Genomic DNA, 23,363 nt, shown 5'->3' on the forward strand with positions numbered 1-23,363 from the left:
AGCGCCGGAGATCCCCCTAAATCCCCCTTTAGAAGGGGGACTTTGAGTGAACAAGATCCCACCCTTGTTAGCGCCGGAGATCCCCCTAAATCCCCCTTTAGAAGGGGGACTTTGAGTGAACAAGATCCCACCCTTGTTAGCGCCGGAGATCCCCCTAAATCCCCCTTTAGAAGGGGGACTTTGAGTGAACAAGATCCCACCCTTGTTAGCGCCGGAGATCCCCCTAAATCCCCCTTTAGAAGGGGGACTTTGAGTGAACAAGATGCCCCCCTTGTTAGCGCCGGAGATCCCCCTAAATCCCCCTTTAGAAGGGGGACTTTGAGCGAAGATTCCGTTCCCGCCCTTGGTAAGGGGAAGGTTCCAGTCCCCCCCCTTATTAAGGGGGGGCTAGGGGGGGATCTCCACATCCAACACCTAGCCTTCACCCCCGAACAACATCAACAACTCAACACCGACATCGCCACCTACCTCAGCGACTACGGCAAACCCACCTGGGGCGAAGCCCTCAGCCACCGCCTAGTCACCCTAGCCGCATCCCTGCAACTCAACCAAATCCTGGCCGCTTTACCCCCAACCATCGAAAAACTAATCCTGATTCCCCACCGCGACTTACATTTGTTACCGCTTCACGCCCTACCAGCAACCCGAAAACTCCCCAACGGCGAAACCAAAACCGGCTATTGGCTTGACCTTTATACCAACGGCATCCAATACAGCCCCAGCAGCCAATTTCTGGAACGTTTGCATCAACGAAAACGCCCACCCCTCAATGATATTTTGCCTCTGTTCGCCATCCAGAATCCCACGGAAGACCTGCGCTACACCGAAATTGAAGTTGAAGAGATTTCCCGCCGCTTCAATCCCCACGCCCACATTTTGAAGCGCCGCCAAGCTACCAAAGTCGCCTTTAATTCCGCAGCCACTCTCAAAAAATTAAGTGATTCCCACTACGCCCATTTCTCTTGTCACGGCAGTTTCAACTCGGCGAATCCGCTGAATTCGGGTTTGGTTTTCGCTGGCGATTTCTCTGAAGTCTCTGTGGAACTTCCCGAAATCTCTGCGGAACTTCCAAAAAGCTATTTAGAACCACCTCAGACTCCCTCCGATCCCCCCCAGCCCCCCTTAGCAAGGGGGGAGCAAGATGTAGAGGAAGAGGCTCGTGGTTATGTTACTCTGCGTGATGGTCGGCGTTTTCGGACTGATATTCAATGCCTGACACTCAAGGAAATTTTTGCTAGTCTGGATTTGCCTTTGTGTCGCTTGGTCAGTCTCTCGGCCTGCGAAACTGGATTGGTGACTAGAGTTGTCACCGATGAATATATTGGTTTAGCTAGCGGTTTTCTGTATGCCGGTGCTAGTAATGTGGTTAGTAGTTTATGGCGTGTCAGCGATTTTTCGACGGCTTTTCTGATGATTCGTTTTTATCAAAATCTGAACAACCAAGATTTGTCGGTTTGTCAAGCTTTGCAAGCTGCTCAAATTTGGTTGAGAACGATTACACGCCAAGACTTTTTGGTCTGGTTGCAAAATGAGGTGAACATGGAAGAAGACCGAGTTGATAATATTGATATTTCGTTGCGTCGGAGTTTTCCGAATCCACCTTTTGCTGATCCTCAATATTGGGCTGCATTCTGTGCGATTGGTATCTAAGCAACATGGCAGAGGAGGACACGGCAATGCCCATTGGTGTCAACTTAAGGCCAAATGTAGTCAGAGACTGCTGTTTGACGATTAGGCCTAGATCCCCCCTAACCCCCCTTAAGAAGGGGGGGACAAGAACTTTCTCAAAGTCCCCCTTCTTAAGGGGGATTTAGGGGGATCTAGACTCAGGTAAAAACCAGATTTCTCACGGCTTTCAGGCTTAAGTTGACACTAATGGGCAATGCCGTTTCCCTACCCCCCAAAATCATCTCCAATGCTACCAAATTTGATATTAATGACGATTTTTCAACACACAAATAACTTAGGAAAATGAACGATATCTCTGATGCTTCAGCAACGATTCTCGACTTCCTCACCTTGCTGGAAGTGGAACAAGCCAAGAAGGAAACAAGCGAACTATTTAATGCTGCGATTTGGCAAGACCTCAATCAACTCAATTTAGAGTTAAATACAATTAATAAGCCAAATAAAATTGCTTTAGCGATTCTAGATTGGTGCGAAAAATATCCAGAAATTTATCCAGCATTGAAAGCTGTGTCAAAAGTTCGCTGCGATATGGTTGGTGACGATGACATAGATATTCCGCTTCCAGCCCCAGATGGTGACGCGGAGATTATTCGGAATCGGGACAGAATCCAAAAGGTGATTCAGGAAAATCAGCAACCGCCAAACCAGGATTTACCCAGTAATCCCGAACCAGATTAACCGCAATGTCCAACGAATCCGATCCAATTTATTATGCCTTAAATGTTAGCTTGTTTGCATTCACCCTGCAATCTGGTTCATATTTAGATTCCCAAGAACTCATCAATGAATCTCCCCAAACTTTTCAGTACAAATATGAGAAAATCTTAAAGGATAATTTTAGTGACAAGCTGAAGTTTCCCGATTCATTCCCACAGGTTCGGCAAAATTTGCCTAACTCCGATAACTGTGAATTACTGACTAGCGGCAAACCAGGTACGCGACAATTCTTGTTGCTTTCTAGTAAGGATAAAAACCAAAATCCGATTCAACCTAAATATTTATATCGTTTGTTGGTTTATCCAAAGAAACTCAGCGATACCTACGCTTTGTTAATTAATATTTTTCGTCCGCAATCTGAAGGTTTTGATGGTGTCAAATTAAGTGAAGTTGGCGAATTCAACCCGAATCAATGTTTGACTCTCCAAAACGACGCGCATTTTATCGGACAAACTTTCCTAATCACGGCTTATGTGTCTGTCTCGAAACCAACTAACCCAGAAGACTTAAAAACTCATGGGGAAAATTTGCTCAAGCAATTATTCGGTGGTGTTTTTCCTGATTTTTATCAAGCTGATAATTTCTTAGATGGTTGTATTTTGGAATTTAGCCGACCGAAAATGTCGCAAACTCGCTATCTTGTGCTGTTCTACTTTTCTGATGCGACTTCGGAACAACTCAAGGAGATATATTGGGATTTGCCGGAACTATTCTTATACTATCATAAAATCACCAATGTTTTCCAAAAGAGTCGCACATATTCGGATCAACTCGATAAATTAATCCGAGAAGAAATTGAAAGCAAGTCAAAATTGCTAGGTGATTTGGATTTGGCGACATTAAAAAGTCAACTCAAGGAACTATTGAAAACTGTTCCGAAATATACTTCACAACTGCGGAATCTTGAAGATTGTTTGAATACTCTGAATATTCATGCCCGAAATTATCAACTGAAATTGAATCGTTTGCAAGGTCAAGTCAAGGATGAACTGGATATATTTGGTCGGTTTGCGGAACGGGAAAGCGAAACTTTTAAGTTGCAAATTCAAGCTGATTTGAATTATTCTAAACCGGGTTCTCAATTACTGGATCAAGCTATTTCTAGTATTCGCGGTTTGGTGGACATTGACCAAGCTGAGTCCGATCGCAAATTACAAGAAACTTTACAGAATAGTGAGAAAGGTGAGAAGAAGCGCGATCGGGATTTAGAAAATACGATTCAATCAGTCGGTACCGGAATCGGTGTCGGAGTCGGCTTTGCGGGAATCCTCGCCGCCGGCTACCCATTGATTGAAAAACCTTGGGATCTTCCCTCTCCCCAACATCCTTTGTTACCGCCGCATCCTTTCGTTGTCGCGGTTGTAGTTAGTTGTTTGTGCGGTGGTGGCTTGGGATGGTTGGCTTGGTTTTTCACGAAGCGCCATCTCAAGGCTCAATCCTCATCTGTCGAAGCAATTCCACCTGGTTCGGATTAAGCGCATCAAAACTAAAGAAACCGGGTTTTTTCCAAATTTGGGAGTTGTCACCCAATCAGTCGCCAAAACCCGGTTTCTGGGCACTCTCCCACAATCTAAGAAACCGGGTTTTTTGCTGAATTTGGGAGTTGTCACCAAGTCTGTCGCAAAAACCCGGTTTCTGGGCACTATCAAACAACCTTAGCCCACTCTATCCAGGTTTCCATCTGGCGGAAACCTACTGATTTATAAAGCTTTGTCGCACCTGTCAAACTGTCAGCATCGACGCTGAGTTTGGCTGTATTTGCACCGGCGGCTTTTAACCTATGCAAACCAGCCAGTAGCATGGCTTTTCCTAAACCCATTTTCCGATAGTCGCGCCGCGTACCCAATAATTCAATCCAGCCGTTTTTTGTGTCGCTATTGGGGTTTTTTTGGGGTTTGATTTGACAGTCGCAGAAAGCTGCAAATTTGCGATCGCCCGAAATGGCAATTAAGTCCAATTCTGGCTGATAATTGGGGTCTTGCATCCAGTAACGCACGGTTTCCGCCGTTAAGTCGTGGTGATTCCAGTGATCGATGAATGATTGGTTGAACATCTCTACCCAAGGTTCGATGTCTTTTTCGCCTGATACGTGTGTCAGCGCAAAGTCTGCGGGGAATTCCGGTGTGGGAATGGGATCACAAAGCGATCGGGCCATGGTCCAAAAATAGCGATCGACTCCAAAGCCCTGTTTTTCAAATAGTATAATTTCGTCGGTTTGATCCTCACGGCTATATATCCGTAATTTGGCTGGTAAATTCCGTTGTTTTCCTACTTCGCCCAGCCGTGTTTCTCCCCAGTTAATGATGTCTTTTTCTAAGCCTTGACCCCGTACATTGGGATGGACGTAAAACCAGAGACAAGCTTCTATTTCATCGGGGGAATCTGGCATATCTAAAAGTGCCAAACCGATAAGTTTGTAGTTACCATCTTCCCACAATTGGACATCGCGGGCTTTGTCCAGTTTGGGTGCATCTAAGATTAGCTTTAGTTCCGTTGCGGAGACTTCTTCGCCGAGTTTATCGATTGCTTCGCAAGCGTCGATCAAATGGGCGATCGCGCACCAGTCGGTTTCGCCCCGGTAGGAGCGCATTTTTAAGGTAGTCATAAAAAACTTACAATCCGTAAATTCGGAATGTTGCTATTAGTGGGTATTGACAAATGAGTACAGGAATTAGGACATTTTTCACAAATGTCAGTAACAGGTAAGATGCCTGTTCTATAAGCAATGACAGTAGTTTGGAGAATGGTGTTGATAAAACTCAGAAACCTGTTTATATCACCCAGGCTTTCAGGTTTTATCTCATAGCGCAATCATAAAAATAGGTTGGCCCTTTTGGGTTAGTTTTGGATGTGAGTATTAGATTTAATCAGCGCTCTCTGGCGTTACCGAGCTTGGTGCTGGAGTAACTATCGTTTGAATAAACTTGGTTAAGCTAAGTAAAGAAGTTGTCACCCCCACTGGGTCGTTGATTTTTACTTTTGCTATCTAATTCAACTATAACCATAGTGGTTATTTTTGGCAAGTTTTCCATCAGGGGAGTGCTGCTATTATTAACGATGGTGATATTTAGCCAAACGTTAAACTAACGTTAAACTATAATTTCTGACTGATAGAAGGTAAATATGCTCGACAACCTCGATTTAGATATCTGCCTGGACAAAGAAACCTATGATCCCAAGATAGAAGTTTTAATGCAGCAGTTGCGATCGCTCCAACAGGCTTGCTGGGAAAAAAAACTGCCCATCATCATTGTGCTCGAAGGTTGGGCGGCGGCGGGCAAAGGAGCCCTAGTCAAAAAAATGGTGGGCTATATGGACCCGCGGGGGTTTGCAGTCCACCCGATTTGGCCGCCCTCAGCAGCAGAGCTGGGCTATCCTTTTTTGTGGCGGTTTTGGCAAAAACTCCCCGCCCGCGGCCAGATTGGTTTTTTCTATCACAGTTGGTACACTCATGTTTTAGAAGACCGATTGTTCGATCGCCTATCAGACGCTGAAGTACCCACAGTCATCAGACAAATCAACGCCTTCGAGCGCCAGATGGTAGATGACGGCGCAGCAATTGCCAAATTTTGGATACACCTGAGCAAAAAAGAGCTCAAACATCGGCTCAAAAAACTAGAAGACGACAGCCTACAAGCTTGGCGAGTGCGCCCCGAAGACTGGAAACAAGCCAAAAAATACGCAGAATACAAAACTTTTGCCGAAGAAATGATTGCCCAAACCGGCACGGGGCCGGCACCCTGGACCTTAGTAGAAGGTGACTGTCAACGTTGGGGGAGAGTCAAGGTTTTAACGCAAATGGCCTCAACCATTACAGAAGCTTTAGACAGACAAACGATGCAATCAGCACCGATACAATTGCCACATCAAGAACACTTACAACCTACGGAACCAAACTTACTCGCCCAAGTAGATTTAACTAAATCGCTGTCCCCAGAAGAGTACAAACAGCAACTTCGGGAAGAACAAACCCGTTTTGGCAAATTGCAACAAAGTATTGACGAAGATCAAATACCTGTGTTAGTGCTGTTTGAAGGTTGGGATGCTGCGGGCAAAGGAGGAGCAATCAAACGGTTGACGGATGTCCTAGACCCCCGCAGTTATACAGTCAATCCCTTTGCGGCACCGACAGAGGAAGAAAAAGCTCACCAATATCTGTGGCGATTCTGGCGGAAGTTACCAACGGCGGGGAAAATTAGCATTTGCGATCGCAGTTGGTATGGTAGAGTTTTGGTCGAGCGAGTCGAAGGATTTGCCACCGAACCGGAATGGCGTCGAGCTTACCAAGAAATCAACGAATTCGAGGAGCAACTCACCAGTTACGGTTGTGTCTTAGTTAAGTTTTGGCTACACATCAGCCCGGACGAGCAACTAAAAAGATTTACAGAACGACAAAATAATCCCTTTAAACAATACAAACTGACTGAGGAAGATTGGCGCAATCGCCAAAAGTGGAATTTTTATGAAGTCGCTGTGAATCAAATGATTCAGCGCACGAGTACCCCCACTGCTCCCTGGACACCAATTGCGGCCAATAACAAGTATTATGCTCGTGTTAAAGTAATTCAAACGGTAACGCAGGCAATTCGGAATCAACTGAAACGCCGATAAATTGGCAGCGGTGAATGGGTGAGAGGTAAGGGGAAAAAATAGCAGGTAGCAGGCAAAAGGCTTCAATTGTCAATTCTCCCTGACTATGCTCGACTCATTACCAATTACCAATCAACCATTACCAGTTATCAATTACCCACTAACTAAATACAGACAATATTGCAAGATGTTTGTACTGCTAGCTCGAATTCTATTTCTATTCCTGTTGTTCTCACTGGTCAAATCTTGGTGGGATCAGTCAGGAGGCAAAGACAATCCATTATTAGACCGGCTGCGCGTTTTATTGCTCATCAGCCTTCTGCTGCTGGCTTTTTTTGCCCCCGACACGCCCGTGGGAGCAGCGATTTTCGGATTAGTGGCTTTCTTCTTTAAGCCGCTAGGTTTTTCGATTACGTTGCTGGTGATTGCATCGGCATTGATCACTAACGGTGGCATCCGCAACCCGGCACCGAGAATGATTCTGGCTGCGCTGCTAGTTTTGATTCTTTCGAGTATGCCCGTTGTGGCGTTGTGGTTCGCCGACCAAGCAGAACGGGAAGCCGCAGCGGCTGTCCACACAACTTGCTGCGACGAAACTGCTGCGGCCATCGTCCTGTTGGGTAAGGGCACGACTCAGCCACATATTCCCAACCGGGTGTCTATTCAACTGACAGATACAGGCAATCGCTTGCCCTATGCTGCTGTGCTTTACAGGAAGCAATTGGCACCTTTGGTCATCGTTACCGCAGGGCCTAGACCGGAGTTAGAGAGTTATACTGGCGAAGCTAAGGATATCCAAACTTTGCTGGCAAGCAACATGGGTGTTCCTCGCAGCAGCATCATTCTCGACGAGAACGGTAGGAACATACGCACCAGCGCTGAAGAAGTCAGAAAAATTTTAGATAGTCGGGGCGTGGAACGGAAGGTACTGCTTGTTACTTCTGCGATTCAGATGCGCCGTGCTAGTCTAGCTTTTGCTGATGTGGGAATCCGAGTGATTCCGAGAGCTACGGATTTCTACACTTTTCAACCCACATCAGGAGGGAAGTCTAGGTTGCGTATAGATGCGGCTGATTTTCTGCCCAGCGCAGAAGCTTTGGTAACTACGACGCGAGTATTCGATGAATATCTTGGGTCTTTTTATTACTTTTTGCGTGGCTGGCTGGCTCCTAGCGCCTAAAATGGCATCTAACGGTCACTGAGCGCAGGGGGACACTCAACTTAGTCGAAGTGTCGAAGTGTGGTTAGCCAACAGTGACTGCTCCCCAGATTGGTTTAACATCTGACTAGAAGGAGACCTTTGTGGGGAGCTATATTTTCTCATACCGATCGGATCGCCTGCTGCTAAGTTGGCAACTAATAAAAACAGCACCCAAAAAATATTTGTTTCCCATCCAGGGGCTGGTGGTTTCTTGGCTGTTTCTACTGCTTTGACTGACTCGACGTTGACTTTGATGTCTAGTTTGCCTTCAATCTCTTTGCCTTTGAGAACTCCGTCGTTGCAAACACCCTTAAATATCATGGGAGCTGGTTTTGCGGGTTCTGGTTTAGGTGCTTCGTCTGCCATTTTTGTGTCCTGTTTTTGGTAGATACGGTTGGATAGTAATTTCTCAGAAGTTCGGGGGGTTTTCGGGAAGGATTCTGAATTACTCTGAGAGAATTAAGTTAAAGAAGTACCCCTAACCCTTGCTGGGTATTGAAAATGACAACCTGAAGGCATTTCCAGCTAGTGCTGGTTGTTGTCGGTTGACAACTTTGCTTTGAAGCTGCTACTTATATATCGGGAGCAAGGGCTGGTTTTTATGCAAAATACGGGTTTTTCTACAAAAATTTATTTTTAACTGGTTTAACTGGTTCCCAGGAAGAGCCTGGGAACCGATGTCCAGAGGCTCTGCCTCGCTCTTCTAGTAGGAAAATTGGAGGCAGAGCCGATGGATCTGCATTACCAGGCAAAGAGGTAGATGGCGATTTGCCGTTGGGTGGGGGCGGGTTTACGAGATTATTGGTTTTAGGCAATTATTGTTGGTAAAACCCGCCCCTACAGGATGCATGAGAATGGTGCAAGATGTGAGTCGATCGGTATGCCTCTAATCATTAATTTATTGGACAAGACTGAACAATGCGTACATGGTGAGCCATAATACTAATATGGCAAAATACGTGAAACCAAATGAAGCAGCTAACACTTTGGGAGTTTGCCTCCGAACCCTCAGACGATGGGAAGCAGAAGGTAAAATCAACACAATCAAAACACCGTCAGGTCAAAGACGGTACGACATCGAAAAGTTCATCAAAAAAGAATCAGAACCAGAGGGAGGACGCGCCACTGTTATCTATGCTCGCGTCTCTACCCGACCTCAAAAGGCAGACCTCGATCGACAAGTTGAACGACTATCAACGCTCTAAAGGGGCGCTGAAGTCGTTAAGGAAGTGGGAGGAGGACTCAATTTTAGGAGGAAAGGACTCATCACCCTTTTGGGACGAGTTTTGCTCCGCGATATCGCAGTTATTGTGGTTGCCCACAAAGACCGACTTGCAAGGTTCGGATTTGATATTATCGAGTGGCTCTGTGAGCAATTTGACTGCCAAATCGTGGTTCTCAACCAAATCAGTCTCTCTCCACACGCCGAACTCGTTCAAGATATCGTCGCAATCCTCCACAGTTTTTCAAGCAGACTTTACTCCATCAGAAGGCTGGAAAACCAAATCAAGCAGGAGTTACAAGTCGAATCCGAGGCACAAGAAGGAGAAGAAGTCGCCCAACAAAACACTTAAGATTCGGGTTTATCCTGAGCTGGGACTGCACCAAAAATGGAAGTCTTGGCTATCAGCACTTGCTGTCAGATTGAAAAAATATGTCACCTACTTTGAAAATACCCACAACCAAACTATCTTGCCTGCAACCAGAACAACTGGCAGCATGGGCCACAGAGGCCATTAATCGCAGTCTGTCCGGTGAAATACCCGCGTACATACCCCTGCTCGTTCAAGCCGATAAAAGAGAGTTTGCCGTGCAAATAAGGTCAATTTATGGTGATTTTTGGGGCTTTGGCAAGGCAGATAAAATATTCCCGCTGATGAGCGTAGTCAAGCCATTTGTGCTGCTTTATCTGCTTTGTGAATTGGGTGAAACAGCGGTATTTGAGAGGGTTGGCTGCGAAGCTTCGGAACTGCCTTTTAATTCCCTGGCTCAACTGGAAATAGACCTGGGGAAGCCGAGAAATCCGATGATTAATAGCGGGGCGATCGCCCTGGCATCTCTGCTCCCTGGTGAAAATGCGGTTCTTCGCTGTCAAAACCTGCTGCTTTGGCTGAATCTCAAGGCAAATATTCAGTTATTTATGGATGAATTAATGTTAGATTCCGTGAGGAAAAATCCGAATCAAAATAATCGGAACCTGGCGTTAGAAATGCAAAATTCCGGTGTGATTCAAGATGCTGAAATTGCTTTGGAAACCTACAATCGGGTCTGTTGTTTGTCGGGAAATGTGGCTGCTTTGGCTAAGCTGGGAATGCTATTGGTCTCTAAGGGCGATCGCACCATGGCAGAACACGGCCGCACTGTCAAAGCATTGATGGCAACTTGTGGCTTATATCAAGCATCGGGACGCTGGGCGTTGCAAGTAGGATTGCCTACGAAGTCGGGAGTTAGCGGGGCTGTATTGTCGGTGATTCCGGGTGTAGGGGCGATCGCCTGTTACAGTCCGCCCCTAGACAAAGAGGGAAATTCTGTAGGTGGCTTATTTCTGTTGGAACGAATAGCGAAATCTTTGGGACTGAGTGTATTTGACTAGACAGGCTGACCCTGGGATACCAAAAACCAGGCTTCTGGGTCAGGATTGGTGGAAAAAAGGACAATTTTTGCAAGAAACCAGTTTTTTTTGCGGGGAGGACTCAGGGAAAAGAGCTGTTCCGATGTAGACGGGCAACGGTAGAATGGACTGTGGAATATAGGTAATATAGAGCAGGAGAACATTTTAGCGTGGCAATAGAAGTAGGACAGAAAGTTAAGGTGCGCCGTCTCAGAGATCGGATACCTCCAAATATCGTGAGCAAGTTGAAAACTAATCCAGTAGGCACTGTTGACGGTTTCAGAATGGTTGACGGCAGTGGAGTAGGGGTGGTTGTCAAGTTTGACGGTTTTGCGACTTGGTTTTTTGAAGACGAACTGGAAGCTGTTTAGCAGAAGGAAGAAGGAAGAAGCCCCCCCTACTGCCCCCAAGGGGGGAAGGAAGAAGAACTCCTCTTCCCCACTCTGCCACTCCCCCACTCCGTCTGAAAGTTGCGGTTAAATGTTAAATAGTAAGCTTTGGCAGTGAGAACAGAAAATGGCTTTGATTTTGACATTTTTGGGCAAAGGCGGCACTGGCCGCAGCACGATCGCGATCGCAACTGCTAAGAAATATGCGGCTCAAGGCAAGCGAGTTCTGCTGCTGAGTCAAGATCCAGGACCGGGATTGGGGATTTTGCTGGGAACTCCCCTAACTTCCACTCCCCAGGAAATCAGCCCGAATTTCAAAGCAGTTCAGGTGCAAAGTGCGCCACTGCTGGAACGTAGATGGGACGAGGTTAAACAATTGGAAGCCCAATATGTCCGCACACCCTTTTTTAAGCAGATTTATGGCCAAGAATTGGGGGTGTTGCCGGGAATGGACAGCGCCTTAGCCCTGAACGAACTGCGGGAATATGACGATAGCAAACAATATGATGCGATCGTTTATGATGGTACCGGCGGCATGGATACGCTGCGGATGCTGGGAATGCCGGAAATTCTGAGTTGGTACATCCGCCGATTCCGTAAAGCTTTGGTAGATTCCGATTTGGGTAAAGCTTTGTCGCCGTTTATTCAACCGGTGGTGAGTACGGTGTTAACTGTGGATATGTCGGGGGACAATGCCACTAAGTCTACTCAGCAAGTCGATAATTTTTTGGATAAAGGCAAGGAAATCTTGGCAAATCCAAACCGCGCGGCGGCTTATTTGGTGACGACTGGGGATGCAAGTGCGATCGCCACGGCCCGCTATCTTTGGGGTAGTTCTCAACAGATTGGTTTGACTGTGGGCGGTGTGATTCTCAATCAAGTAGCTGTTACAGAAACTATTGCCGCTGATTTTGATCCCTTGACAGCAGTTTCGGTGCCGGCCCATAGTGAGAATAATTGGCAAGGGCTAATTGACGCTTTGCCAGATTTTGCTGAGGCGACAAGTGCTCCTAAGCCGATCGAGATTAATATTGCACAGCGTCAAGTTAGTTTATTTTTGCCCGGATTTGACAAGAAAGAAATTAAATTGATTCAATCGGGGCCAGAAGTGACGATCGAAGCAGGAGATCAGCGGCGCAATATTTTGTTACCTCCGCAGTTAACTGGAAAATCTGTTACAGGCGCTAAGTTCCTGAACAGTTATTTGATTGTGTCTTTTTAACAGTTAGGTCGTAAGATTAAATGAACCGCGAAGACGCGAAGGACGCGAAGGAAGAAAAAGAAGAAGATATAGTTCTTCCTTCGCGCTCTTTGTGTCTTCGCGGTTCGTTCAAAAGTATGAACAAAAATATTGCAAAGAACCTTGCTTTCAGATTAATCACTTATCTAATTTTTCCAATACTTCTATCTGTAGGTAGTGCGGAACTTGTCTTACGGGTTGCGGGATACAAACCATTACAAATAGAAAATGTGGATGTTGCTATTCAACCTAAAGGTAACTTTTTCACTAAGGATTCTGAACTGGGCTACAAACATTTACCGGGAAAATTCCAAGTAACACTTAACGGCAATTACTCGTTTAATGCAACTCATCTCAATAATAGTTTAAGAATAACTCACCCTCTCAATACTTACAATTTACAGTCAAAAAAGCCAGAGATTTGGATATTTGGCTGTTCTTTTACCTACGGTTGGTCATTGAACGATCGGGAAACTTATGCTTGGTTGTTACAAGAGAGATTACCACAATATGAAATAGTAAATTTTGGGGTTAACGGCTATGGAACCATACATTCACTTATTCAGTTTAAACAAGCACTTAAACAAGGAAATAAACCTAAAGTTGTGGTAATTTCCTATGCGGGATTTCACGACAGGCGCAATACCTTTTCGAGGGCGAGAAGAAAGCAAATGGCTACTTGGAATAAACTCGGTATTCTGTTCCAACCTGATGCTAGGCTGAATAAACAAGAGGGTTTTAGCTACAATATGGTAAAACTTGAGTATCAGGAGTTGCCGTTGATGCGGGTTTCGGCGTTAGTCAATTTTCTGGAGGTTAGTTACAATCAATTTGAGGAGGAATTTTACCGCAGCCACGAGGTTTCTAAGGCAATTATTGTGGAGTTTAACCGCTTGGCTGAGGCGAATGGGGTGAAGCTGGTGGTTGCGGGAATTAACCCTGGTTCTGCTAAGATGTTGGCGGAGCTCAATCGGGATGGTATTGCGACGGTGGATATTTCTGTTGATTTGAAAGTACCGGCTAATAATAATTTACCTCATGATTTGCATCCAAGTGCGATCGCTAATCGGCAATATGCACAAAAATTGGAAGGTTTTTTGCAAAATTTGGAATGATTTAACCGCAGAGAGCGCAGAGGACACAGAGGAAGAGAGATGAATAATTCTGATACTGACGGATTTGAGATGAATTATATCCAGAATAAATTATATTCAAAATTTGCGATTAACGCTACTTTATTATTATTACTATTGGTCATAACCATCGCAGTAACTTCAATCTACGTTTATAGTGAACATACTTTTTATTGGTGGGATTATGCTGGTTATAATAATGCTACAATCGGTCTTGCTAATTCATTTCGGGAATCTCCAGACAAAGCGATACAGGAAGTTGTCAAATCCCTTGCGAATGAAAAAAATCTATTAATTTCGTTGCCTTTAGTGCCGTTTTTGCTATTATTTGGCGATTCTAGATTGAGTTATATCCTCAGTGTATCCCTAATTTATGTAGTGCCATTTCGTTTGTTGTTGGGGGCAATTTCAGTAAAATTAATTCCTGTTTATCCTCGCAGGGTGTTTTGGTCAACGGTGTTGCTGAGTTTACTAATTCCGATGAGTTGGATTCCGACTTTGCGGGGATATCTCGATACTGGTGGATGTGTGTTTGTAGCTTGGGCAATTTTAGTTTATCTGCACGATGTTAAGCTGAAATATTGGTGGCAAATCCCGTTAATTGGCTGTTCGCTGGCTATGGCTATTTTGTTTCGGCGGCATTTTGCTTATAGTGCGATCGCATTTTTTGGTGCTGCTATATTTCAGTATTTAATCAATTTTATTTTAACCTATAAAAGTAGGCAAAGTCAAGCTATATTTTTGTTGTTAATTTCTGGTGTTAAATTGGGTTTGATTGCGGCAACTAGCTTGGCTGTTTTAATGCTGGTGGCGGGAGATTTTACTCGCAGTGCTCTGACGGTTGATTACCGCAATTTATATTTGGCTTGGAGTTTGTCGGTTCCTGATATTTTAACTCGTTATGCTTCTTTTTATGGTTTGGGAACTTGGCTGTTGGTTGTGATTGGTTTTTCGGCGGGAATGATGACGGGGATTCTGGTTGGTGAGGCTGTGGTTTTTGTTGGGATATTTGGGGTTTTGTCACTGATTGAATGGCTGTTGGTCTTGCGTTATGGCTATTTGCACTATACAATTCATGTTACACCGATCGCACTTTTAGGATTATCGGCATTTTTCTGGACAACTTGGCTGACACTCCAAGGAAAAGTCCGCTATCTGATGCTGGGTATGGCTGGTTTGTATCTGAGTATCAACGCATTTTTGGGGCTGATTCCACTGAAATTCGGTTTGTCTGGGATATTTATGGGGAATTTTGCGCCATTAGTGCGATCGGACTACGGCGAAGTGGTAAAATTAGTAGAGTTTCTGAGAAAAATAGCACCGAATCAGGAACCGATTTATATTGCTGGTGCTTCTAATAGTTTTAATGCTAATATTCTTAAACAGGCTAACCGTAAGTTGAACCCGCCGGAGGGTTGGTGGAAATTAAACACTCTTGGTAGGCCATTAATTGACTCTCGCGATACTTACCCGCTACCGGAGTTGTTGATTTCCGAATATGTGGTGGTTGCTACGCCTTTTCAGCAAGTTTTGCTGAGTGATGAACAGGTTTTGCGATCGCATGAACAAGATGTTGTTAAAGTTGTTTATGATGCTTTTATTCAAAATTGGGAAATTTCTCGTGATTTCCAGCTTTTACCAGAACAGTTTCGGCTAGAAAACGGTGTCATAGTCAGAGTTTATCAGAGAATGCGTCCAAGTGCGATCGCGACAGCCATCAAAACCCTTCACGCTATGCAGCAGCAAATAGGCGAAAAACCAGGCACTCAATTAGATTGGATCAGCTTAAATCAGTCTGTTTACACCAGCCCTAATTATTCTGTTACCAAAGAAGCTCATAACTTATATCATATTGTAACTCATCCCATTAAAAATTCCCAGCAAATTGATACATCTTTTTTATATTTAGGTTCCCTTTCCGCAAAAAATACAATCCTAGGCAAACTTAATTTACCTAACAAACAATGTCAGGGAGTTTCCCTGCGGTTGACTTTGTGGAACAATCAAGGTAAATTAATCAACTCCACGGAAACAGCCTATAATCTCACGGCTTCCCCAAAATTAAATCTATTACTTGAGGGAAAAAACCCAACTTATCTACTACTTGAGGTATTGAGTACCAACAAACAAGATTTAACCAACCAATGTCAACTAGAAATTAGCAATTTAGCTATATCAGCGCCAAAAAGTTGAACCGTCAATGCAGAAACCTCACAAATCCGACTGGTATTTTAACTTATCCATCTATACCTTTGTCATCATCGGTTCGTTGATAGCAGTAGGGTATAAATTCCCCATAGGAGGCAACTTTCCCGAATTGCCACAAATCCAACATCTCCTAAATCCTGAACTATACAAAAATGACTATCATGTTCAGGAAATGGTTAAATTTAATCCCAGATATTACTATTATCATATCATTTATTTGTTGGCAAGTCTAGGATTAAGTATTCCTTTCGTGCATTTTATTTATCAATTCCTAGCCTTTGCTTCAGTTGTCCTAGCTTGTCATGCCATTATCAACATATATACGAATGCCAAACTTCCCGCCGCAGCCATGACTTTCCTATGTTTAGCATCATCATTTACAGATGTTGGTAACACGCTGATATTTTCCACAAAATCAGTACCTAGTACCTTTGCAATGGGGTTTGCAATCTGGGGGATTTACTTTAGTTTGCGTCAGAAATGGCTGACAGGATATTTCTTTTTTGGACTAGCTTGTTTGCTGCAATTCTTAGTGGGTTTTTTGCCTGGGTTAATGATGATGCCTGTGTTAATCATTGAATCAGTAAGACAGCGAAGGTTCAAAAATGCAATTTTGGCGATCGCAATTTTAGCCACATTAGCAAGTATCGTATATTTACCGATGTTGCTAACAGGCACTACGGGCACTCACACCATGAATAATGCCGACTTTGTATACATCCATGCGAACATCCGCAATCCTCACCATATCTTACCATCAAATTGGAATGTCGGCAACAATTGGTTAAATTTTATATCTTTGATGATTGGCGGTTTACTCTGCATCAACAATACAAATGAACTACGAAAAGAAGACAAAATTAACTTTGCGATAATTATTGGCACATCAATTTTGGCGCTGCTGCTAAATTACCTATTTGTCGAAGTTTACCCAGTGGCTTTAATTGCCAAACTCCAGTTAGCTAGAACCGTACCTTTTGCCCAAATAATTATCTTTATCGCTGTCAGTTTGCTAGTGGATAGACTTTACCAAGCAAAACAGTTAGCTATTGGTTTGCTGCTATTAATTATTTTCACTTTACCCAACCGAGGTATTTTATTTTTAGCATTATTTGTATTTTTATCAATTTGCCAAACCCAAAAATATACAATCCCCAAACGTTATACGATTTTGCCGTGGATTTTCACAGCAGCAACATTAACTTTCAGCTTAATATATCCCCTGACTAATTCAGGAGAAATAATGGAACGCCTAATTAGTATGCCAGTTCTTTTCTCAATTATTGCCTTTCCTTTCATCCTGGAAAACCTAACAACTTCTACAGCAATAAAACAGATTTTCACGAATTTATTAGCTTTGCTAACTACCAGTATCTTAGTTTTGGGAATCGCCGGAATTCTCCCCAAACCAATGTTAGAGATATTTCAAACCAGAGTCAATATCAATGCCGTTCCCACAGACGACTTAAACCAATTAGCTTTACGTTTCTCACAAAGCAGCAATCAAGATGCACTCATATTAATTCCGCCATCTGTCACAAGTTTTCAATACTTTTCACAAAGGGCAGTTGTAGTCAACTTCAAAAACTTTCCCTTAACAGAAAAAGGCATCAAAGAATGGCAAAATCGGATGGAAACTGTATTAGGAGTCCCCTTAAATCCGCAAATGATTTGGGGTGGAAATGACTTATTCAGCCGTCGCAACAGTGCCGATTTAGTCCAAGTAGCCAGAAAATATCATGCCGATTATATCCTAACTCGTACTGACTGGCATCCAAATATTCAAGGGGAAATCGCCGACAAACAAGGCAAATGGATACTGTATAAAATCAAATAACACCAAATATCTGCGTTAATCTGCGTTAATCTGCCTTTATCTGCGGTTAAACATCGATATCAGAATCATCAATAATTTCACAAATCTGCTTATCCACATAATCAGCATCCACATTCCGCGCCATCAACTCCGCCAAAATCCCCAAAGAAATCAACTGTACCGACAGGATTGTACACAAAATCCCAAAAAATAGCAAAGGTCGATTCCCGATCGGACCAAAATTCATCCCAAGCAAATTCAAAAACCAAATAACAATCAAATAAGCAAGGGAAACAAACCCAATCAAGCCAAAAGATAAGCCCAAACCTCCAAACAAATGACCAGGTTTCTGCAAATAATGCGTCGTCGCCAACACCGTCAACAAATCAATAAAACCCCGCGCATAACGTTCCCAACCATAATTAGATTTACCATGCTTCCGTGAATGGTGTTCGACAACCACTTCCCCAATCTTAAAGCCCAAATTGTTCGCCAAAGCTGGAATATAACGGTGCAATTCCCCGTACAATTTAATCGATGCTAAAACTTCCTTGCGATAAGCTTTAAAACCGCAATTCATATCGTGCATTTGTACGCCAGTCATCAAACACGCCACAGCATTAAATAACTTGGAAGGTAAAGTTTTAGAAATTGGGTCATTCCGCTTTCTTCGCCAACCAGAAACCAAATCAAATCCCAATTCTAAGTGGTCTAAAAATCTGGGAATTTCCGCCGGATCATCCTGGAGGTCGGCATCGAGGGTAAAGATGATTCTCCCTGCTGAATTGCGAAATCCGGCAGCAAGGGCGGCTGATTTGCCAAAGTTTCGACGCAGTTTAATCGCTTTAATTAGTTTGGGATTATTCTTGGCTAAATCTACGATTTCTCGCCAAGAATAATCGCGGCTACCATCGTCGATGAAAATCACTTCGTAACTGTCAATTCCTGTTTGGGACATGACTATTTGGATTTTTTCAAATAGTATTTTTAGGGTAGCTTCTTCGTTGTGAACTGGGATGACGAAGCTGAGGTCTTTTTGCATGATTTTTTAACCACAGAGGGCGCAGAGAACGCAGAGAGGGACAATTTAGAGGTTTTTTTAGTTGTTCTTGATAGGTTGAGAATTTCGCAAAGCTATCCAGCCTTCGCGGTTTTTAAATGATGCGTATGCTGTTAATAATTTGTCGGTTGGTGATGTTTGAATGTATCCTCTCCAAGCTGCGGATTTGTAGGCTGGCCCAAACAAGTTTACTAAGTCTGGGCGCGGAAATCCTGACATGGCGAAACCTCGAATGACGTTTTCTTGGTTGAGAATGGCTATACATTTTACATTGTTTTCGGGGTCTCCTACCCAGCCAATTACTCTGGCTGCGCTGGGTGCAAGTTTTGTGACTATATCAAAGTATCCTGGTACTCCATCTTTGGGGACTGACAGTAAATTTGCATCTATTTTAGTATCTAATGCTGCACAGAAGTTGTGCTTTTTGACATCTCGGTTAAATGGTACTAAATTGTGCTTTTTTAAGGCATCGATTAACCCGATGAAAGCGGCCGGTCTATTGCCGATTTTTTCTTTAATTAAGGTTACGTCGGTGATGCCTAATTGTAATGATAATGCCACTAAGGGTTGATAGGTTGCTCTGCGGGCGATCGCACTTGCGGTCTCTCCTCCCACACCGTACATTAAAATGACTGCAACTGTGGCGATTCCTAAGAGTGGTGTCAGCCAACGTGTTTGCATTCTGGGACTTGGTTGTAACTGCCGCACGCACAATACTGTCAGCACAAATGTACTCATCCAAAACAGTGCTGGGAGTGTGGCGTAGCGCGAAGCTGTGGCTTGTTCGACTCCAAAGCCCGATCGACTAACGGCGGCCATTAACGCCGTTTGTAGCGTGTAAATCTGGATGGATAGCCACGGTAGCCACTCGGTGCGATCGCTCTTTTTGTCAAACAACCAATAACCTACAAAACCCGTTACTGCTATCAAACCAATTATACCAATAATCGATGCAATAATCACATTCTCACTAAAGATTCCACCTAAATAAGTGGGAATATATTCGAGGGTTTTAAGGGGGTTTATTTTCGTTAAAGAAGGGTGATGAGTTGGAGTTTTATAAGTTAAAAAATAAGTGCCAATCACCGCAATTGAAGCAGAAAAATATAAGTAAGTAACTTGCCGTGGAAACCGCATAATAACCGCCGCAGCACACAATATCGGCCACAAAGCTAAAGGAGTGCTGTAACTAATACAACCCAAAATCCCAAAAATGATACTGCCAATTACCCACTTATTTTGTAAGGTTGAGGGCGGGGAAACTGGCCCTACAGCCTCGTTCCCAGGCTCTGCCTGGGAATGAATATCAGGAGGCTCTGCCTCCCTCTTATTCAACAAAACTGCCGCATAAGATTGCAAACAAAATATCGAACAAATCACAAATAAATTAGCAATTATCCAATGGACACCGCTAAATCCGCGCATCCAATTATGAGCCGCAGCCGGAGTAAAATTAAAAATAGAAATACCCACTACAACTAAGATAAATTGCAGCGGAAAATGCCTTAATTTTAACGGTAGCAAAGCAATTAATACATGGCACTGAATCAAGGCAAAAAACCAGCCAGCTAAACACAAGCCAATATTTGAACCTTGGGTAATAACTATATTCAAGGCATAGATAATTGCCGGAATCAACACAAAATGCTCGTTGGCCCGAAATATCCAATTAAAAGGATTAGTAGAAAAACCATCGACTGAATAGAAATTCCAAGTCATCCACCAATAGTCAAAATTAGACAAGTCTCCAGCTTGCGATATCAGGTACAAAATATATGAGGCTGGGATCATAATCCCTAGAACTGATGCAGAAATTAAAACATATTGTGGATTGATTTTCATCTAATTGAGAAACACAAATGGTGTGGACTTACAGCGGGGCTATTTCATTCTCTGTAGGGGCAATCCCCCCGTGGTTGCCCTCTTGTGGGATTGTGGGTGGGGGTAGGCACGGGGGCGCTACCCCTACAAAACTCACCCCGGAATTTACTTCACTTCTCTTGCCAGCATTTGGCGGAGTCCTTGCCGCCAATAAGGAGGATGCGCGCCTAGAATTCCTGATATTTTCACATTAGAAAGAACGGAAAAAGCTGGACGTTTTGCAGGTGTTGGATATTCCGAGGTGGTAATCGGAATTACACGCTTAACTTTTAGGGGAAATCCAAGTTTTTCGGCTTCTTCAAAAATGGCGATCGCAAAATCATACCAACTACAAACTCCGCTGTTTGTATACTGGTAAGTTCCGAAAGTTTCTGGTTTAATCTGAGGAATAATTTGCGAAATTGCCGCAGCTAAATCCCCAGTCCATGTAGGACTTCCGATTTGATCTGCGACTACCCGAATTTCTTCCCTATCTTTTCCCAACCTCAACATAGTTTTGACAAAATTGCCCTTGCCATAGTTGCCATAAACCCAGGCTGTTCTAATAATCATATGCCGATTTCCGGCTTGTCTAATTGCTTCCTCGCCAGCTAATTTTGACTTGCCGTAAATTCCCAAGGGATTCGTAGCATCAGTTTCTCGATAGGGAGAACCATGACTGCCATCAAATACATAATCTGTCGAAATATGAATCAATGTCGATCGCAGTTTTTCGCATTCTTCGGCAATAATGCCAGGGGCAATGCCGTTGACAGCCTGTGCTAATTCTGGTTCGGTTTCTGCTTTGTCTACAGCAGTGTAAGCGCCGGAATTCACGACTAAATCTGGCTGAATTTCAGCCATTGCTTGACGGATACTTTCGGGTTGTGACAAATCGAGGCGAGTGCGATCGACTGCAATTACTTCTCCCGAAGACAATAAAATTGACTGCAATTCTTGGGCGAGTTGTCCGCCGCTACCTGTGAGTAAGATTTTCATTATCTAAAACACTTGAGCTCTTTTCAATGTTTGTCCGGCTTTGTCTTTAGCTGATAAGATTGGCTTCCCACCATCCAGCGGCCAATCGATCGCCAAATCAGTGTCATTCCACAGGATACACCGCTCGTGACTTGGTGCATAGTATTCTGTAGTTTTGTACAAAACTTCCGCAGTTTCAGAAACCACTAAAAAACCGTGAGCAAATCCCGCCGGCACCCAAAGTTGCTGCTTATTTTCAGCACTCAGCATACAGCCCACCCATTGTCCAAAAGTCGGCGAGCTTTTTCTAATATCCACAGCGACATCAAAGATTTCTCCACTCACTACCCGCAGTAGTTTGCCTTGAGGCTGCTGCAATTGGTAGTGCAATCCGCGCAGCACATTTTTAGACGATTTGGAATGATTGTCTTGAACAAAATCTGCCGTCACACCAGTTTTTTCTCCAAAAGCTTTGTGATTAAAACTCTCAAGAAAGAAACCGCGATCGTCTCCGAAAATTTTCGGCTCAATTATCAAAACTTCCGGTATTTCGGTAGATATAACGTTCATAGTTGCCTGGGATAGTGATAAAGTCATACTTACTGAATACTATCTTACTATGAAAGCTGACGGATATCTCAAAAAATTGTACGCTAATCGATTTGATTCCAGACAGATGGAAGCTAAGGTATTGCTTTGGAAAGTATTAATTGACGATTTTTTACAAAAATATGTTCCCTCGCAATCATCTATTTTAGATATTGGTGGGGGTTATTGCGAGTTTATAAATCAAATTCGGGCAGACGAAAAATGCTTAATTGACCTCAATCCTGATTCAAAAATATTTGCTAATCCTGATATTAAAGTGCTGAATATTGATGTTTTAAATTTAGGCGATCGCCCTTTGTTTACCGAACAGTTTGACCGCATTTTTATCTCTAATTTTTTTGAACATTTGAATAATAAAGAACAATTAGTCCAAATTATTTCATTTTGCTTTGATTCTCTCAAGTCCAACGGTTCTCTTTTGGTTATTCAGCCCAATTTCAAATATTCTTATCAGGAATACTACGATTTTATTGACCATCAATTACCGATTACGCACTTATCCCTCCAAGAGCTTTTAGAAACTGTTGGTTTTCAAATAGATTTGATGATACCGAGATTTTTACCATTTTCTACTAAAGGTAGACCAGCCTCGCCGTTGCTTTTGAAAATTTACTTGAAACTGCCTTTTTTATGGCAGTTTTTGGGAGGGCAAATGTTTGTCAAAGCATCTAAAAAATCCCTCGGCGGTTAAAACCGCCGCAGACTAAGAAATAAGGGAGTATTTGAGGGATGATTGATTAGCAAAACTGACTTAAGAAATTGTATTGCACGGTGCTTAAATTTACAAACTAGCAAATAGTCTGTCCCAAGTTTCTCCGCCGACAATTCCATCTACCGGAAGGTTAGCTTGTCGCTGAAATTTTTTCACCGCTGTCAGAGTTGTTGGGCCGAAAATGCCGTCAGCTACGATCGGCTGTGGGCACAAACCTCGCGCGTTTAATAATTTTTGCAGCTTTCTGACATCTTCTCCTCTCGATCCGTGTTTTAAAATCCTTTTGTGCGGTTTATGGGATTTTCTTTGGGGTTCGTGGCAATCATTTGTGCGGCAAACAGCGTCGCCGCTAGAAGCATAATTTGCTCCACCGACGCCCGTCAAAACTAATAGGGCTAGAACTGCTAGTAAAATAGAAAATGTCTGTTGTCCGACCATAATTTCCCTGTTAATTTTCTTAAGCTTATTTTGCGTGTTTGACGATCGCCTTTGAGAGTTAGAAACCTGATTTCTGGGAGAGAGGTATCTCATCTCATGCGATCGGGTTTCT

Annotated in this window: 19 protein-coding genes and 1 pseudogene; 13 read left to right on the forward strand and 7 right to left on the reverse strand. The window is 43.5% G+C overall.

Going from position 1 to position 23,363, the window contains the following annotated elements:
* Positions 1-318 precede the first annotated feature (318 nt).
* The 3 genes from AAFP11_RS13495 (at position 319) to AAFP11_RS13505 (ending at position 3,881) form a co-directional block, all read left to right on the forward strand.
* Positions 319-1,650 carry a CHAT domain-containing protein gene (locus AAFP11_RS13495; RefSeq protein ID WP_341737527.1) on the forward strand — a complete coding sequence of 444 codons (1,332 nt, stop codon included), beginning with the start codon at positions 319-321 and terminating at the stop codon, positions 1,648-1,650.
* Between the two features lie 321 nt (positions 1,651-1,971).
* Positions 1,972-2,367: a hypothetical protein gene (locus AAFP11_RS13500; RefSeq protein WP_341737528.1), complete on the forward strand. Its 396-nt coding sequence runs from the start codon at positions 1,972-1,974 to the stop codon at positions 2,365-2,367.
* Between the two features lie 5 nt (positions 2,368-2,372).
* On the forward strand, positions 2,373-3,881 hold the full coding sequence (locus AAFP11_RS13505) for a hypothetical protein (protein WP_341737529.1): 1,509 nt from the start codon (positions 2,373-2,375) through the stop codon (positions 3,879-3,881).
* A 170-nt stretch (positions 3,882-4,051) separates the two neighbouring features.
* Here the strand turns inward: AAFP11_RS13505 and AAFP11_RS13510 are convergent, their stop codons facing one another.
* The gene (locus AAFP11_RS13510; protein WP_341737530.1) at positions 4,052-5,011 is read right to left on the reverse strand and encodes a GNAT family N-acetyltransferase; all 960 of its coding nucleotides are present in this window, start codon (positions 5,009-5,011) and stop codon (positions 4,052-4,054) included.
* 518 nt (positions 5,012-5,529) lie between these two features.
* Between AAFP11_RS13510 and pap the strand changes: the two genes are divergently transcribed.
* Both pap and AAFP11_RS13520 read left to right on the forward strand, forming a co-directional pair.
* Positions 5,530-7,017, forward strand: coding sequence for a polyphosphate:AMP phosphotransferase (pap, locus tag AAFP11_RS13515; protein ID WP_341737531.1), 1,488 nt, complete (start codon positions 5,530-5,532; stop codon positions 7,015-7,017).
* A 166-nt stretch (positions 7,018-7,183) separates the two neighbouring features.
* Entirely contained in the window at positions 7,184-8,176 is a 993-nt protein-coding gene (locus AAFP11_RS13520; protein WP_341737532.1) for a YdcF family protein, read from the forward strand.
* 36 nt (positions 8,177-8,212) lie between these two features.
* On the opposite strand, the gene AAFP11_RS13525 is transcribed toward AAFP11_RS13520, so the two are convergent.
* A complete protein-coding gene (locus AAFP11_RS13525; RefSeq protein WP_341737533.1) occupies positions 8,213-8,563 on the reverse strand; it encodes a hypothetical protein in 351 nt (116 codons plus the stop codon).
* Positions 8,564-9,144: 581 nt separating this feature from the next.
* Here AAFP11_RS13525 and AAFP11_RS13530 point away from each other — a divergent pair.
* From AAFP11_RS13530 to AAFP11_RS13560, 7 genes and pseudogenes are all read left to right on the forward strand, one after another.
* Positions 9,145-9,771, forward strand: a pseudogene (locus AAFP11_RS13530) (IS607 family transposase).
* An 80-nt stretch (positions 9,772-9,851) separates the two neighbouring features.
* Positions 9,852-10,790, forward strand: a complete 939-nt coding sequence (locus AAFP11_RS13535; protein ID WP_341737534.1) for a glutaminase — start codon at positions 9,852-9,854, stop codon at positions 10,788-10,790.
* A gap of 188 nt (positions 10,791-10,978) precedes the next feature.
* Positions 10,979-11,179 carry a DUF2862 domain-containing protein gene (locus AAFP11_RS13540; protein ID WP_341737535.1) on the forward strand — a complete coding sequence of 67 codons (201 nt, stop codon included), beginning with the start codon at positions 10,979-10,981 and terminating at the stop codon, positions 11,177-11,179.
* A gap of 145 nt (positions 11,180-11,324) precedes the next feature.
* Positions 11,325-12,419: an ArsA family ATPase gene (locus AAFP11_RS13545; RefSeq protein WP_341737536.1), complete on the forward strand. Its 1,095-nt coding sequence runs from the start codon at positions 11,325-11,327 to the stop codon at positions 12,417-12,419.
* A gap of 20 nt (positions 12,420-12,439) precedes the next feature.
* The gene (locus AAFP11_RS13550) at positions 12,440-13,552 is read left to right on the forward strand and encodes an SGNH/GDSL hydrolase family protein (protein ID WP_341737537.1); all 1,113 of its coding nucleotides are present in this window, start codon (positions 12,440-12,442) and stop codon (positions 13,550-13,552) included.
* Between the two features lie 39 nt (positions 13,553-13,591).
* Complete coding sequence (locus AAFP11_RS13555; protein WP_341737538.1) at positions 13,592-15,763, forward strand: hypothetical protein; 2,172 nt, start codon at positions 13,592-13,594, stop codon at positions 15,761-15,763.
* Between the two features lie 7 nt (positions 15,764-15,770).
* Positions 15,771-17,615: a DUF6798 domain-containing protein gene (locus AAFP11_RS13560; RefSeq protein ID WP_341737539.1), complete on the forward strand. Its 1,845-nt coding sequence runs from the start codon at positions 15,771-15,773 to the stop codon at positions 17,613-17,615.
* Positions 17,616-17,661: 46 nt separating this feature from the next.
* Here AAFP11_RS13560 and AAFP11_RS13565 read toward each other — a convergent pair whose 3' ends face one another.
* The 4 genes from AAFP11_RS13565 to rfbC form a co-directional block, all read right to left on the reverse strand.
* Complete coding sequence (locus AAFP11_RS13565) at positions 17,662-18,636, reverse strand: glycosyltransferase family 2 protein (protein ID WP_341737540.1); 975 nt, start codon at positions 18,634-18,636, stop codon at positions 17,662-17,664.
* Positions 18,637-18,693: 57 nt separating this feature from the next.
* On the reverse strand, positions 18,694-20,445 hold the full coding sequence (locus tag AAFP11_RS13570; protein ID WP_341737541.1) for a hypothetical protein: 1,752 nt from the start codon (positions 20,443-20,445) through the stop codon (positions 18,694-18,696).
* Between the two features lie 195 nt (positions 20,446-20,640).
* Entirely contained in the window at positions 20,641-21,513 is an 873-nt protein-coding gene (gene rfbD / locus AAFP11_RS13575; RefSeq protein ID WP_341737542.1) for a dTDP-4-dehydrorhamnose reductase, read from the reverse strand.
* Between the two features lie 3 nt (positions 21,514-21,516).
* Entirely contained in the window at positions 21,517-22,062 is a 546-nt protein-coding gene (gene rfbC / locus AAFP11_RS13580) for a dTDP-4-dehydrorhamnose 3,5-epimerase (protein WP_341737543.1), read from the reverse strand.
* Positions 22,063-22,111: 49 nt separating this feature from the next.
* On the opposite strand from rfbC, the gene AAFP11_RS13585 reads away from it, so the two are divergent.
* The gene (locus tag AAFP11_RS13585) at positions 22,112-22,792 is read left to right on the forward strand and encodes a methyltransferase (protein ID WP_341737544.1); all 681 of its coding nucleotides are present in this window, start codon (positions 22,112-22,114) and stop codon (positions 22,790-22,792) included.
* A 90-nt stretch (positions 22,793-22,882) separates the two neighbouring features.
* On the opposite strand, the gene AAFP11_RS13590 is transcribed toward AAFP11_RS13585, so the two are convergent.
* Complete coding sequence (locus AAFP11_RS13590; protein ID WP_341737545.1) at positions 22,883-23,344, reverse strand: peptidoglycan-binding domain-containing protein; 462 nt, start codon at positions 23,342-23,344, stop codon at positions 22,883-22,885.
* Positions 23,345-23,363 lie beyond the last annotated feature (19 nt).

Source organism: Microcoleus sp. CAWBG640 (assembly GCF_020883015.1).
Lineage (GTDB): Bacteria > Cyanobacteriota > Cyanobacteriia > Cyanobacteriales > Microcoleaceae > Microcoleus > Microcoleus anatoxicus.